The organism is Novosphingobium sp. GW835-FHT14H07 (assembly GCF_058793515.1).
In genome coordinates this window covers 44,495-59,298 of record NZ_JBXAFX010000024.1, presented here as the reverse complement: position 1 = coordinate 59,298, position 14,804 = coordinate 44,495, and the positions used below count along the sequence as shown (strand labels likewise).

Below are 14,804 nucleotides of genomic sequence, written 5' to 3'. Positions count from 1 at the left end.
ATAGCTTCAATCCGAATGCTCACGCGCCGAACCGCAAGATATTGCTGGAATTGAGAAACTTCTGAATCAGGCACTTATATTTCCGCAACTTGCTTAGTGGCACTTTTTGCACAATGGCTACGAGAACCCATATTTGCGCCTCCGAAAAATTTGATCTCTTCATCACACACTCCGTATCCTGGACCTCCGTTCATAACTGGAATTTTCCAGCTCCGAACGGTCCAAGATTCCGGGTGCAGGTCAGCCGGCGGTGAACGCGCGGTAATCGCTGGCAATTACTAAGAATGAGTCTGTGCCTGCCTCAATCCGGTCCGGAACCGATCGGTCGCTTCGACCAGTTCGCTGACGCCACCGACTGCCTCGACAGGTTGCTCACAGCTTTTCCGGTTCTGCAGGAGCGTCAAAGCTTGCCCGTCAGTTCCGGGACCAGGGTGAACAGGTCGCCCACGAGGCCGATGTCGGCGACTTGGAAGATCGGGGCGTCCTCGTCCTTGTTGATGGCGATGATGGTCTTGGAGTCCTTCATGCCGGCCAAGTGCTGGATCGCGCCCGAGATGCCGACGGCGATGTAGACTTCGGGGGCCACGATCTTGCCGGTCTGGCCGACCTGGTAGTCGTTGGGCACGTAGCCTGCATCGACCGCCGCGCGGCTCGCGCCGATGCCAGCGCCGAGCTTGTCGGCGAGCGGGGTGATGATCTGTTCGAAGGTGGCCGCATCCTTCAGCGCGCGGCCGCCCGAGACGATGATCTTGGCGCTGGTCAGTTCGGGGCGCTCGCTCTTGGCGATCTCGGCGCTGACGAAGCTGCTGAGGCCGCTGTCGGCGGTGGCGCTGACGGTCTCGACGCTGGCATTGCCCCCGCTGGTGGCGGCCTTGGCAAAGGCGGTGCCGCGCACGGTGATGACGAGCTTGGCGTCGCTGGACTCGACCGTGGCGATGGCGTTGCCGGCGTAGATCGGGCGGGTGAAGGTCCTGGGCCCCTCGACCGAGAGGATGTCCGAGATCTGCATGACATCGAGCAATGCTGCGACGCGCGGCGCGACGTTCTTGCCCGTGGTGGTGGCAGGCGCAACGAAGGCGTCGTAATCCGCCATCAGGCCTGCGACGAGCGGGGCGACGTTCTCCGCCAGCGCATTGTCGAGGCTGGCGTCGTCGGCCTTGAGCACCTTGGCCACGCCCGCGATCTGCGCGGCGGCCTGTGCGGCACCATCGCAGTTGGCGCCGGCGACCAGCGCGGTCACTTCGCCAAGCTGGCCCGCAGCGGTGACGGCGGCGAGCGTGGCGTCCTTGACGCTGGCGTTGTCGTGTTCGACCAGAACGAGAACCTTGGTCATCGTATCATTCCTTTCAACCCAACCCCGTTCGTGTCGAGCGAAGTCGAGACACTGCGAGCGTGGCTCGACTTCGCTCGAGCCGAAAGGAGGTGGTGAGTGTTCAGGCTACGCCCAATTCCTTGAGCTTGGCAACCAGCGCATCGACGTCGGGCACCTTGATCCCGGCGCTGCGCACCGGCGGTTCGGTGACCTTGAGCGTCCTGAGGCGCGGTGCGATGTCGACGCCGTAGTCGGCAGGCGTCTTGTTCGCGAGCGGCTTGGACTTGGCCTTCATGATGTTGGGCAGCGAGGCATAGCGCGGCTCGTTCAAACGCAGGTCGGTGGTGACCACGGCGGGCAGAGCCAGCTTCACCGTCTGCAGACCGCCGTCGATCTCGCGCTTGACCACCACGGCATCGCCCTCGACCGAGACCTCGTTGGCGAAGGTCCCCTGCGGGCGGCCGAGCAGCGCGGCGACCATCTGGCCGACCTGGTTGCTGTCATCGTCGATCGCCTGCTTGCCCGTGATGATCAGGCCGGGGGCTTCCTCGTCGGCAATCCCCTTGATGATCTTGGCCACCGCCAGCGGCTCGACCTCGACGCCGTCATCGACCTGCACCAGGATCGCCCGGTCCGCGCCCATCGCCAGCGCCGTGCGCAGCGTCTCCTGCGATTTCGCAACGCCCACCGACACCGCCACGATCTCGGTCACCACGCCCTTCTCCTTCAGGCGTATCGCTTCCTCGACCGCGATCTCGTCAAACGGGTTCATGCTCATCTTCACGTTCGCAAGATCAACCCCCGTGCCATCCGCCTTCACCCGAGGCTTCACGTTGTAGTCGATCACGCGCTTCACGCAGACCAGGGCTTGCATGGGCAAACATCTCCGACGGCAAGGATGTCTATCGACCACGGATGGGTTCGTTCAAAGGAATGGGAGACAGCGGAACCCAAGTTCGCCGATGAATTTCCTCAATAGTAATAAAAAGACCGAGGAGCTATCGGCATCGACATTGTTGGCAAATGATACTGGCAATTATCTGGTTCAGAAAATCGCAGTTCAAAGAAGCCGTAGGTTGATGAAGACGCCGTAGCTACCTCGGTAAGGGTGGAACTTTACTTACGAAAAAATGCCTGAACCACGCCTCAGAACTTATAGGAGAGATCCACGCCGAACCGGCGCAGCGCGCCGCCTGCGATAAAGTCGCCCCCGAATTCCGGCGCGATCACAACGTCTTCAACGTAGTGCTTGTTGAAAAGGTTGGTAGAAAATGCCGAAATCGAAAAACTGCCGACATCGACGCCCAGCCTTGCGTTGACCGTCGCGAAAGTATCGCGTGTGGAATTGTCGTAAGTAGCCGGTAAGCCGAAGATCGTGGGTGTGGTATTTCGCTGAACCGTGTGAAATGGCGTCGGACCGACAACCCTGAAGTCGACACGGCCGACAAGATTGACAAGATCCGTGACGGGGGCGTTCATCTGAACGCCCCCGTTGATCGAAAAGTCAGGCGTCGCAGGAGATTTGTTTCCTACCGTATAAGGGCGGCCGGAATTCTTCTTGATTTCGCTCTTTGTATAATTCCCGTTGACAAACATCTTGAAAATTGGGGAGATCCTGTAGTCAATCGATCCTTCTATTCCGTAGATTTTCACCTTGTCGATGTTCGAGGTGCTGCGCAGCAAGCCGAAATCACCCACGAAGAATTCAAAGAACTGCATATTCTTGACGTTGGTCAGGAAGCTTGCCACCTCGAAGTTGAGGCCGTTGAACGGACGTCCCTTCACCCCAATCTCAAACGCGCTGTTGGTTTCCTTCTTGATCAGGTCCGGAACCGAGATTCCCGCGCTGATGCCCACGGGCGGTGGTGGATTGAAGTAGCCGTTGATGATCGCCTCGGTGCCTGCCGGATTGAAGCCGCCAGCCTTGAAGCCGATGCCCCAGTTCCCGAAGATCGTGAGATCATTGTTCGGCTTGTAGGTGATCGTTATCTTCGGCTGGAGTTGCTTGAAGGTTGAAGAAATCGGCGCGATCACCCCAGATGGGTTGTATGCCGGATCAAGGCCGGGGTTGAGGAAATAGTTCGAGGGAGTCGTCGCGGTTCCAATCGGATACCCGGTACGCGGATTGCCAACCCAGCGCGTGCGAGCATTTACCGGAACATTGTTGATACGGTCACGCGCTTCGATATCATAGCGTAGCGCGACACCGAGGCGCAGCTTGTCGGTAGCGTCCCAGTCTCCGGCCGCAAATGCGGCATAAACATTGGTCCGATAGTTGTCATCTGTCAGGTTTTCGGTCGGGAAGCGGGGGTCCATCGTAAAGCACTGACGCGTCCCGCCAAGTCCCGTGTCAAGCGTCAGGTTCACACAAACCCGCCTGTCGATGAAGATGTAGCTTCCACCCAGCTGCCAGTTGAAGGAAGAGCCTTCCCCACCCATGAGCCGGATTTCGGAAATTACGTCTGTCTGCGTACGGCGATTGCCCTGGATGCCGTCGCAAGTGGAAGGCGAATAGGGCATCGCAAAGCCGAATGCCGCATTGTATTTCGTGAACGGTGCCTGGTTGACAACCCCTGCGGTGGCCGCACGGCTGCGGAGGCAGGTCGGTTCATTGTTGAAGAAGCCGAACGCGCCGCTGGTCCCACCGGCAATGTATTCGTTCTTGTTGTTGTTATATGCGACAACACCGATCAGCGAACCGAAGTCGAAATTCTGTCGCAGCCTCATCGATGCGCCATAAGTCCGCTGCCAGTGCTTGGCCTCGGTGTCATCGGTAAAGATGAACTTGTGATCGCTGACCTTTGCGTTGAATATCGGATCGTTGAACGCCTGGGCGAGCGTAGGAATCTGGAAAACCGCATTGAAGCTCAGTGCGCCGCCGTGGCTCCTGCCATAGTTGGCCTTCAGGTCGATTTCGGTATCGTCCGAAGGTGCCAGCAGGATTCGCCCGAAGAGGTTCAGCTTGTTGTAGCTGTCTACCGATGCCGGATTGCCGCGATAACCATAGACGCTCTGATGCAAATCCGATCCGACAAACGTGTTGCGATAATAGCCGTCCGACTTGGTCCACTCACCGTTAAGTACGAACCCGACACTGTCGGTGATGGGGCCGCTCAACAGTCCGGACATGAGGTACGTATTGTCGTTCGCGACACGCCCCTTGATCTGCCCGGACAATTCCGGCGTAGGCTTTTTGGTGGTGATCACGATTGCACCGGCCGACGCATTGCGCCCGTAGATCGCGCCTTGCGGACCCTTGAGGATTTCCACCTGTGCAAGCGCACCCTGGGGCTCGTTGGTCGAGGCGATACTCGTCTTGAGCACGCCATCGACCACCAAGGCAATGTTGTTCTCCGCATCGCGGGGGCTGTTCAGGCCTCTGATGTTGATCGACACGTCGGATGGATCGGTCGTCGCGGTTTGAATGGTGACACCCGATGTCAGGTTCACGAAATCGACCGCGACGCGTGCCTTGGTGTTTTCGATCGTGTCTGCGGACAGCACGGCCACCGACGCCGGGACATTCTTCAAGGATTCGTTCTGCTGCCGTGCGGTAACAATGATTTCCTCGACTTCGCTTCCGGATGAAGTCTGTTCAGCCTGGGCATCATTACTGCTCGCAACAGCCTGTGCGCTCACATTCCCAGGGATCAGCGCCAAGGCCCACGTACAGCCACACATGAGACGCGATATTGTTTTCAAATTCATTTTGCCCTCTCCCTTGCTTACCAAGCTCGGCTGTGCGCGCCGTTACAGTTGCGCATAGGTGTCCAGATGCAGACTTGGTTTCCCGTTGGGGGTAAAGCCGAAGAGGCGCATGAGTCTTGGAGATCCTTGCGAACAAGGATTGAACAATCCTGCGAGGGTGCACCAAGAAGGCTTGCCCCAATCACCCTGCATTCCGCTCAAGAAGCATCAAGGCTGCCGGCGCAGAAGGCACGCTTCTTGTCGAGCCGGAAGGGGCCACGATCCGACGGGGAACAAGCCCAATGGGGGGACACCCTTCCGGTTGCGCCCGATGGGTGGCTAGCCCGTCTTATTCACCGGCGGGGGCCTGAAGGGTTGGCGGGAGTGGCATAAGCCTCTGATCTGAATTAGGAACTGGGTGTCTACGCCGACCCTGCTGCAGGGCAGAAAATGCCACAGGCCACACCCGCCATGAAAGACGTTATCTCAACCTCATTCCGATTCCCAGCGGTCGGCGGGAAGAAGATCACAGCCGCGTTTGATGGTGGCCGACTAACCTCGGACGGCGGCGTTCTGCTGCTTGCGCAGGCCGAGCGCGCGATGGGGCTCTGCCGGCGGCTTGCGAGTTGCATCGCCGACCCGCGTGACCCGACGCGGGTGATCCATCGCCTCGATGACATCCTACGTGCCCGGGTGTTCGCGATCGCGTGCGGCTATGAAGATGCCGATGATCTCGACGCCCTGCGCGACGATCCGGGCTTCCGCCTGGCGCTGGGCAAGTTGCCGGGATCGGGCGCGGGGCTTGCCAGCCAACCGACGATGAGCCGCTGGGAGAATGCTCCGACCACACGTGAGCTGGCCAGGATGATGGCTGAGATGATCGGCGTCTACTGCGCCAGCTATCCGGCTCCACCGGCGGCGGTGACGCTGGACCTCGATGATACCTGCGATGTCGTGCACGGCTATCAGCAGTTGTCCTTCTGGAACGGGCATCACGGTGAGCGCTGCTTCCTGCCGATCCATGTGTACGACACCGCGACCGGTCGTCCGGTCGCGATTCTGCTGCGCACCGGCAAGACGCCGTCGGGCGCCGAAGTTGCCGGCCACATCCGGCGCCTGGTGCGTCATATCCGCCGGTACTGGCCGGAAACGCACATCACCTTCTGCGGCGACGGGCATTATGGCCGCCCCGAAGTCAAGGCCTTCTGCGAGGCCCACCGCGTCGATTACGTGTTCGGCTTGCCGACCAATGCCGCGCTGCGTGCTGATACGGTCATCGTTGCCATCGTCGATGCCTGCGCGGTCAAGCGGGCCACGGCCCAGTATCCGGTCCTGCGCAACTATGCCGAAACGCACTACGGCGCGAAGAGTTGGAAGTGCCAGCGCCGCGTCGTCGCCCGGATCGAGGCCAGCACGCTGGGCATGGACATCCGCTATGTCGTCACCTCACTGACCGAAGGCTCAGCCGAGCATATCTATGACACGCTCTACTGCGCGCGCGGCCAGACCGAAAGGCTGATCAAGCGCCACAAGGCTCAACTCGCTAGCGATCGCACCTCGTGCCGATCCGCCAACGCCAACCAGATGCGCCTCATCCTCCACACCGCTGTCTACTGGCTGATGTGGCGCATCCAACAGGAAATCCCCAAGACAGCCGCGCTCGCCACAGCCGAGTTCGCAACGCTACGCCTGCGGCTGCTCAAGGTCGCTGCCCGCGTCATCGAAACCTCCTCGCGTATCCATCTCGCCTTCGCGTCAGCCTGCCCGGACGCCGGCGTGTTCAAAGCCATCGCCACCATTCTCCGGCCAGCACCGACATAGCCAGTGCGGCAGTGCCGATGAAAGCCCGAGCCCTCGTCCATCAACCTCGAAAAGCCCATCGCTCCTGCTGCGGGGAAAAACGCCGGCGCCGGCGCTCGCCCAGATCACGCGGCAACCGACCCACCAAACCCTAAACACCCCAGTGCAGCGGGCTCATGAATAAGCCGGGCTAGAGGCGATGCCGCGAAATCGAGCCTTGATTGCTGACAACCCCTCGATCGACGGGCCACAAGCAGCGTGTCCCCCGCACGACCGAACCTGTCACGGCCTTGCGGGGGATGGGGAATGCAACAGTCCGGTCGTTCAGACGCGAACGAATTTCGATGGTCATCAAAGCGCGGTGGTTGCAGTCTGACGATCGAATATCATCGATTCGTAGCCCGAATTCCGTACCGATTGAAGTTCTGAACGGTAATTGCCGAGACCACCGAGATAAAACATCACTGCGTTTTTCTTGCCAGGAATGTTCGCCCCGAAAATCCACGATTCCGCCTTAGGGAACAGTGTCATGTTGGCAATTGTCCGGCAGGTTTCCACCCAGGCATCTTCGGCTTCCTGCGTCGGCTCGATAGTGGAGCGGCCGTCAGCTTCCATGGTTGCAATCGTGTCGGAAATCCATTCCACCTGGCTTTCGAGACTGGGAGGAAGGTTTGTGAATGGACCGTTGGGGCCCAGGATCATGAACATGTTCGGAAAGTCGGCTTCCATCATCCCGAGGTAACCCAGAGGGCCATCGGCCCACTTGTCCCGGATGGTGACGCCACCGCGTCCCCGAATATCGATCTTCGTATAGTTTCCATCGACCGCATCGAAACCTGTAGCGAAAATCACCGCGTCAAGTTCGTGTTCGATCCCACTGGCCAAGCGGATGCCTCTTGTCGTGAATTCTGCGATCGGATCGTCCTTGACGTCTGCCAGCGATACGTTTTTCCGGTTGTAAACACCGTAATAATCCGTCGCGCACAGCGGGCGCTTGGCATAGATATCGCCGGGCGTCAGTTTCCGGGCGATTTCTGGATCCTTCACGATCTTGGCAATTTTCCGCTTGATGAAGTTTGCCGCCGAGGTGTTAACCTCATCGCTGATCGCGACATCGTTGAAGGTCTCGAACATGAAGCGGAATCCACCACCGCGCTGCCACGCTTCCTCGAATACGCACTCCCGCTCGGCCTCGGGGACGTCGATTCCCGCAACGGTGCTCTCGACAAAACCGAAGGCGACATTCGAACTCTTTATCTGCTTCCAGATTTCGTCATAGTTGGCCTTGTAGGTATCGATCGTCTCAGTGTCTTCGGGCCAGTTTCCGATCGGAACGACGTATTGGGCAGATCGTTGGAATACGGTCAGGTGCTTTACCTGGGGCGCCAGGGCAATGATCACCTGAATTCCGGTTGAGCCCGTCCCGATTATGCCGACACGCTTTCCGCTGAGATCGACCCCTTCAGGCCACGCGCCTGTATGGTAAATGTCACCGGCATAGTCGTCGATGCCACAGAACGTCGGCTTGTTGATCGCCGAAAGAAGTCCCAGGCCGGTAATGAGATACTTGGCCGATGCCGTCTCACCCTTGTCCGTTACTACATGCCATAGCCCAGTCGCTTCGTCGAAACGGGTCGATACTATCTTGGTGTTGAACTGATAGCTGCTGCGCAAGTCGAAGCGGTCAGCGACATTGTTGAGATATTCCAAAATCTCGGGCTGAGTGAGATAGCGGGTCTGCCAGCTGCCTTGATCAAGGAGTTCCTTGTCGAATGAGAAGCGATAGCAGAAGCTCTCGGTATCCGAGAGCGCTCCCGGGTAACGATTCCAGTACCAGGTCCCTCCGACATCGCTCGCATTGTCATAGGCCTTTACGTGGAGACCCTGGTCATTACGCAGCTTGTGGACCGCATAGAGCCCTCCGAAGCCTCCGCCGATCACAATTGCGTCAAAGTCCGCGCCAGGGGTCTTTGTCGCGGTCACATTTCTGATCATATTTACCTCCAGCGCGGGATTTCCGCGCAAACCATTGTTGCAAGATGCGTTTTTCCGGCGGTCAAAGTGCGCGATACCACGCTGAGATCCTGAGCAATTCGTCGTCCGCCTCATGCGCGCGCCCGGCAAGGGCCGGAAAGACATGCTGCATTCCGGGGACGACCGAGAGGGTGACGGAAACGCCTGCGTTGCGAGCTTTTTCGCTCAACGACTCGGCATCGCTCAGCAATGCCTCGGCTCCACCGGCATTGATATAAAGCGGCGGGAAGCCCTGAAAGTCATTCTCGAGTGGATTGGCCAGCGGATCCAGCGGGTCCGCAGTGCCGCCAAGAAACATCGAGATCATGCCCTCGAGTATCTGGCGCCCGACAAGAGCGTCCGTCGCCGCGTTGGCTTCGAGTGTCGCGCCACGCAGCGCCATGTCCAGCCAGGGAGAAAAAGCTATGATGCTGCCCGGAAGTTGCCGGCCCAGCTCACGGAGCCGAAACGCAATGGCAATGGCGAGATTGCCGCCCGCACTGTCCCCCGCAGTCGTTATGAATCCAGGGTGGAAACCTCTTTCGATCAAACCGAGATATGCGGCGATCCCGTCTTCGATCTGGGCAGGGAACGGAAATTCGGGGGACCGCCGGTAATCGGGAATGAACGCAGTTACGCCCAGAGCGCTGGCAAGATGCCCTGCGAGCTTGCGATGACTATCTGCCGATCCCACGGCGAAACCTCCGCCGTGGGTGTAGAGAATGACGCGCGCGGAATCGGCGTCTTGCGGAAATGCCCATATTCCCGGGACTCCGCCGACTTCATCTGATTTGTAGCTTACGCCCTCGGGTTCACGTGCTGGTTTGCCCCACTCGTCGAACATACTGCGCAAATCGGCAATCGACATTGCGGGATTGGCGGCCATCCGGCTGCTCCAATCCTCGTACAATTCGCGCAGGAAATCTGCTTCCCGATTGTCCGCCATTTGGCCTCTCCATCCATCTTTTTTTGAACGCCCCAATCGATCGTTGTCCGAAACTTCGGGCGGCCGAGAGCTGATCCAGTGGAGAAGCTATGTCGTGCTTGGCTTCAGGTCTTGAATTTTACTGCGCGTTCCGTTGTCGTTTTTTGCGGCCACCCAGAGGCAGGTCTCCTAGACCCGCTCCAGCAGCAGCGCGCTTCCTTGTCCGACGCCCACGCACATAGACACAATGGCGTAGCGCCCGGTCCCTTGAGCAAGTTCAATCGCTGCGCTGCCCGTAATCCGTGCCCCGGACATGCCCAGCGGATGACCGAGCGCGATCGCTCCGCCGTTGGGATTTACGCGATGATCTTCATCATCCAGACCCAACGACCGCGTGCAGGCCAGCGCCTGGCTGGCAAAGGCTTCGTTCAGTTCGATCACGCCGATGTCGCCCATCGTCAGCGATTGCCGAGCGAGTATCTTTCTGATCGCCGGAACCGGACCGATACCCATGATCCGGGGAGGAACCCCAGCTGCCGCAGCGGTCACCACTCGGGCAAGGGGTGTCAGCCCATATCGACGAACAGCTTCCTTCGACGCCAGCAGCAATGCTGCGGCACCATCGTTCACCCCGGATGCGTTTCCTGCCGTGACGGTCCCGTCGGTACGCACGATTGGTCGTAGTCGAGCGAGGTCATCTATGGTCGTGTTCGGTTTCGGATGCTCGTCAGCGTCAATTATCGCGGCTTGCCCCCGCTTCACTGGGGCGCTGACCGCCACGATTTCCCGCGCCAATCGTCCGTTGCTGCCTGCTCTGGCAGCCTTGGCCTGCGACCGCAGGGCAAAGGCATCCTGATCGGTCCGCCCGATCGAATACTCCATCGCGACGTTTTCGGCGGTCTCGGGCATCGAGTCGACGCCATAGCTCGTCTGCATCGCCGGATTGACGAATCGCCATCCAATGGTCGTATCCTCCATGGCGACAGCGCGTGAGAACGCGGTTTCGGCTTTTAGCTGAACAAACGGGGCTCGACTCATGCTCTCCACGCCGCCAGCGATCACAAGCTGGAGTTCACCGCACCGTATCGACCGGGCACCAGTGATAACCGCCTCAAGACCTGAGGCGCAAAGGCGATTCAGGGTCAGGCCGGGAACTTCCTCGGGTAGGCCCGCGAGCAGGGCAGCCATGCGGGCCACGTTTCGGTTGTCCTCGCCTGCCTGATTTGCGCAGCCAAGCAGGACCTCATCGATCTCGACCAGGTCGATCGACCGATTTCGCTCGATCAGGGATCTGATCGGAACAGCGGCCAGATCGTCGGCGCGTACCCTGGCAAGGGCCCCGCCGTGGCGGCCGATCGGCGTGCGGATGAAATCGCAGATGAACACATCAGCCATGTCTTCAGACCTATCTTCAAGTTCAGGCATCCGCGAACGACCTGGCGTCGCGAACCAGGTTCGTGATCAGTGAAGGGACTCTCCAGCCCAGAGGGTCGGCGGACGAAAACTCGGTGATCCTTGCAACCACGCAAGCCGGAGTCAATGTGTCCGCGTGATACATCAGTCCCCCTCGCCAGCGAGGGAATCCGTAGCCATGAACCAAGACCAGATCGATGTCCTGTGTCGAGGCGGCGATTCCTTCTTCAAGAATAAGGCAGGCTTCGACGATCATGGACGTGATAATTCGATCGACAATCTGCGCCTCACTCAAAGTCCGACGGGCAAAGCCTTCTTTCGCCGAGATCGCCACGATGAGGTCTTCGACCAAGGCGGACGGCCGGAGCCGACCCGCGTCATCGTAATCATACCAGCCAGCCATCGATTTACGGCCAAGTCTACCATGCTCTTCGACCAGGCACTCGAGTATGGGAAGCATTCTTGCGTCGGCGCGGCCGTCCAGGCGTTGTCGCTGGCGATTGGCATATGCAATATCGAGACCCGACATGTCCTGGGCTTCATAGGGGCCCATGGCCATGCCGAATCCCCGCATTGCCGCATCGATGCTCGACGGTGTTGCGCCCTCGGCAAGAAGGATGTCCGCCGTTTGGCGATATCGGGTCAGTATCCGGTTTCCGATGAAGCCATCGCACACACCGGCCACGACCGGCACTTTGCCTAGCATCCTGGCGAGCGCGATGCCCACGCCAAGAGTTTCCGGAGCCGTTCTGCCACCACGCACGATCTCGAGCAGTTTCATCACGTGCGCAGGACTGAAGAAGTGCAATCCCAGGAAGCGCGCGGGCTCGGGAACACTTTCCGCCAGAAGATCGACATCCAGGTACGAGGTATTCGTTGCGAGAATTGTCGAAGGCGGCAGATTGTCACCAAGGGCTGCAAAGATAGCCTTTTTGACAGCGAAATTCTCGAACACGGCTTCGATGGCGATGTCAGCCGCCCCGAGATTTTCGAGCCCCACCACCACGTTCGTCAAACTGCTGATACTGTTAGCCTCTTTCTCGGTCAGGACCCCCTTCTTTGTGCCTTGTTCGACCAGCCCCGAGAATCGCCGCCGGGCATCTGCTGCCCGCTGGGCATCCATCTCGACCAAGGTCACCGTGATTGAGGCTCGGGCAAGGGCGTAGGCTATGCTCGCGCCCATATTCCCCCCGCCTACGACAATCGCCCGTTCGATCGGACGGTCTGGTCTTGGGTAACATGACCGGGTTGAAGCGGCGCGCTCGGCGAAGAAGATGTGGCGCAATGCCTTGGCCTGATCGGATCCGCGAAGTTCGAGGAAGGCCTCCCGCTCGCGATTCATCCCGACATCAAGGTCCCAGTCGGTACTCCCGGCCACCAGTTCCAGCGCGCGCTCGGGGGCCTTCTGCCCTCGGGCGCGGCGGGCAGCATCCCTGGCAATGGCCGACACCGCATCTGGATGTGCCGCTGGCGCGGGACGCCGGTCGGCGACCAGCATGGTATCGAGTTGATTCCGGTCCATGCCGAGAGCGGCGGCGACGGGATCGGATGCAACACTATCGACAAGTCCGATATCATGCGCCTCCCGTGCCGACAGCAGCCTTCCGTGCACAATCATGTCGAGCGCGTGGGGGATGCCCACAATACGGGGCAGACGCTGCGTTCCACCAGCGCCCGGCACTACCCCGAGCGTCACTTCGGGCAGGCCCAGCCGGGCCGAAGGTGCGGCAACCCTGCACCGGCAGGCCAGCGCAATCTCGAGGCCTCCGCCAAGCGCGCTCCCATTGATCGCAGCGATGGTCGGCACGGAGAGTTGCGCGATCTCCCGCAGCACGTCGTTCAAATGCGGCTCTATCGGAGCATCGCCAAATTCCCGGGCATCGGCCCCGGCCACGAACGCCTTGCCTGCCCCGGTTATGACAATTCGCTCGGGATCGCTGGCGGCGGCCGTGCGTATCGCCGCAAGCAGGGCGGCACGTACCGCAGCCTTCAGGAGGTTGAGCGGAGGATTGTCGATGGTCAGAAGCGCAACACGATTTCGCCACTCGATCCGCACCAGTTGCCCATCGCTCACGCACAAACTCCTGCGAAACGCGAAACGAATTTCGTGTTGAGGTAGCCATCGAAAGTCTCGCTGCCGCCTTCGGTGCCATATCCACTGTCACGGACCCCTCCGAACGGGGTTTCGGGCAAGGCCAGTCCAAAATGATTGATGCTGACCATGCCGGCCTGCAGGCATGCCGCAGCGCGGTCCGCGCGTTCAAGCGAGTTGGTGAAGACATAGGACGCCAGGCCGAACGGCAATGCGTTTGCCCGATCGATGGCATCGCTCATGTCGTCAAAGCGCGAAACCACGGCGATGGGGCCAAAAGGTTCATCCCGCATCAGCGCGATACGATCGTCCGCAGTATCGACGATAGTCGGTGCGAAGAAATAGCCCGCATTCCCCTGTCGTGTGCCGCCGGCAAGGATGGCGGCTCCACCGGCGCGCGCGTCGTCGACCAGGCGTTCCATTTCGGCAATCCGCCGGGCGTGACACACTGGCCCCATCTGGATATCGGGCTCAAGGCCGTCACCCACTTTGACCGTCGCAAAGGCATCAACCAGAGCTGCGACAAAGCGTTTGTGAACGCTCGCCTGCACAAAGAACCTGGTCGGCGATATGCAGACCTGTCCTGCGTTGCGCAGCTTGTTGCCGGCCAGCACCCTTGCGGTCGCCTCGGCGTCTGCATCATCGAAAATCAGGACAGGCGCATGACCGCCAAGTTCCATCGTGGCGCGCTTCATGTGACGACCAGCGAGTTCGGCAAGGCTCTTGCCGACTTCGACCGATCCGGTGAAGGTGATCTTGCGAACATCGGGATGGGCCACCAATGTTTCTGAAATCATTGCGGCATTGCCCCAGACGAGATTGAGGCATCCATCAGGCAATCCCGCTTCCTGCAGATAGCGGGCGATGGCCATACACGCAGACGGGGCTTCCGCAGGGCCTTTCAGGATCATTGTGCAACCGCAGGCCAATGCTGCGGCAACCTTTCGCACTGCCTGGCTCAAAGGGAAGTTCCATGGCGTGATTGCCAGGCAGACGCCCACCGGTTCCCGCAGAACCTGCTGCTGTACAGCAGGGGATCGCGATGGGATTATGCGACCGTAGATGCGACGCCCTTCTTCGGCGTGCCAATCGATATGATCGGCCGAAGAACGCACTTCAACAATCGCTTCGGCCAATGGCTTTCCCTCGTCGAGGGTAATGGCGGCTGCAATTGCCTGTTCGTTCTCACGAAGCAGATTGGCAAACCTGCGCAGTATGGCGCTGCGATCAAGCGGCGAAAGCTGCCGCCACCCTTCGAATGCCACGCGGGCCGATCTCACCGAAGCCTCGAGATCATCGGGCGTCGCTTTCGCGATAAGCCCGATCTGCTGGGCGGTCGCCGGGTTGATGACGGGCTGGGTTTCGCGCTCTTCCGGGCCGATCCACGTGCCTGCGATGAACAGTGCGATGTCTGCATAGTCATGTTGAGTCATAACAATCCTCTTCACCGTCGAGTTTTGGCAACCACGCGGAACTGGACAAACCCGATTTTATTCCGCTCTGCGGAAATATATTCCGCAATATTGACAAACCTCTTACTACCAGTGTAGAGACATTTCAAG

Annotated in this window: 9 protein-coding genes; 1 reads left to right on the top strand and 8 read right to left on the bottom strand. The window is 59.7% G+C overall.

Going from position 1 to position 14,804, the window contains the following annotated elements; translation table 11 throughout:
- Nucleotides 1–400: 400 nt before the first annotated feature.
- The 3 genes from AC1Q5P_RS17375 to AC1Q5P_RS17365 all read right to left on the bottom strand — a co-directional run bounded on the left by AC1Q5P_RS17375 (nucleotide 401) and on the right by AC1Q5P_RS17365 (nucleotide 5,020).
- Nucleotides 401–1,333, bottom strand: a complete 933-nt coding sequence (locus AC1Q5P_RS17375) for an electron transfer flavoprotein subunit alpha/FixB family protein (protein WP_124809289.1) — start codon at nucleotides 1,331–1,333, stop codon at nucleotides 401–403.
- Between the two features lie 100 nt (nucleotides 1,334–1,433).
- Nucleotides 1,434–2,186, bottom strand: a complete 753-nt coding sequence (locus AC1Q5P_RS17370) for an electron transfer flavoprotein subunit beta/FixA family protein (RefSeq protein WP_124809290.1) — start codon at nucleotides 2,184–2,186, stop codon at nucleotides 1,434–1,436.
- Nucleotides 2,187–2,458: 272 nt separating this feature from the next.
- The gene (locus tag AC1Q5P_RS17365; protein ID WP_124809291.1) at nucleotides 2,459–5,020 is read right to left on the bottom strand and encodes a TonB-dependent receptor; all 2,562 of its coding nucleotides are present in this window, start codon (nucleotides 5,018–5,020) and stop codon (nucleotides 2,459–2,461) included.
- 429 nt (nucleotides 5,021–5,449) lie between these two features.
- On the opposite strand from AC1Q5P_RS17365, the gene AC1Q5P_RS17360 reads away from it, so the two are divergent.
- Nucleotides 5,450–6,820: an IS1380 family transposase gene (locus tag AC1Q5P_RS17360; RefSeq protein ID WP_124809292.1), complete on the top strand. Its 1,371-nt coding sequence runs from the start codon at nucleotides 5,450–5,452 to the stop codon at nucleotides 6,818–6,820.
- A 330-nt stretch (nucleotides 6,821–7,150) separates the two neighbouring features.
- On the opposite strand, the gene AC1Q5P_RS17355 is transcribed toward AC1Q5P_RS17360, so the two are convergent.
- From AC1Q5P_RS17355 to AC1Q5P_RS17335, 5 genes are all read right to left on the bottom strand, one after another.
- On the bottom strand, nucleotides 7,151–8,794 hold the full coding sequence (locus tag AC1Q5P_RS17355) for a flavin-containing monooxygenase (RefSeq protein ID WP_029995535.1): 1,644 nt from the start codon (nucleotides 8,792–8,794) through the stop codon (nucleotides 7,151–7,153).
- Between the two features lie 61 nt (nucleotides 8,795–8,855).
- The gene (locus AC1Q5P_RS17350) at nucleotides 8,856–9,758 is read right to left on the bottom strand and encodes an alpha/beta hydrolase (RefSeq protein WP_029995534.1); all 903 of its coding nucleotides are present in this window, start codon (nucleotides 9,756–9,758) and stop codon (nucleotides 8,856–8,858) included.
- 168 nt (nucleotides 9,759–9,926) lie between these two features.
- A complete protein-coding gene (gene pcaF, locus AC1Q5P_RS17345) occupies nucleotides 9,927–11,132 on the bottom strand; it encodes a 3-oxoadipyl-CoA thiolase (RefSeq protein WP_029995533.1) in 1,206 nt (401 codons plus the stop codon).
- Nucleotides 11,133–11,154: 22 nt separating this feature from the next.
- Entirely contained in the window at nucleotides 11,155–13,224 is a 2,070-nt protein-coding gene (locus AC1Q5P_RS17340; protein ID WP_223806615.1) for an FAD-dependent oxidoreductase, read from the bottom strand.
- Complete coding sequence (locus AC1Q5P_RS17335) at nucleotides 13,221–14,675, bottom strand: NAD-dependent succinate-semialdehyde dehydrogenase (protein WP_029995531.1); 1,455 nt, start codon at nucleotides 14,673–14,675, stop codon at nucleotides 13,221–13,223. The genes AC1Q5P_RS17340 and AC1Q5P_RS17335 overlap by 4 nt, the downstream gene beginning before the upstream one ends.
- Nucleotides 14,676–14,804 lie beyond the last annotated feature (129 nt).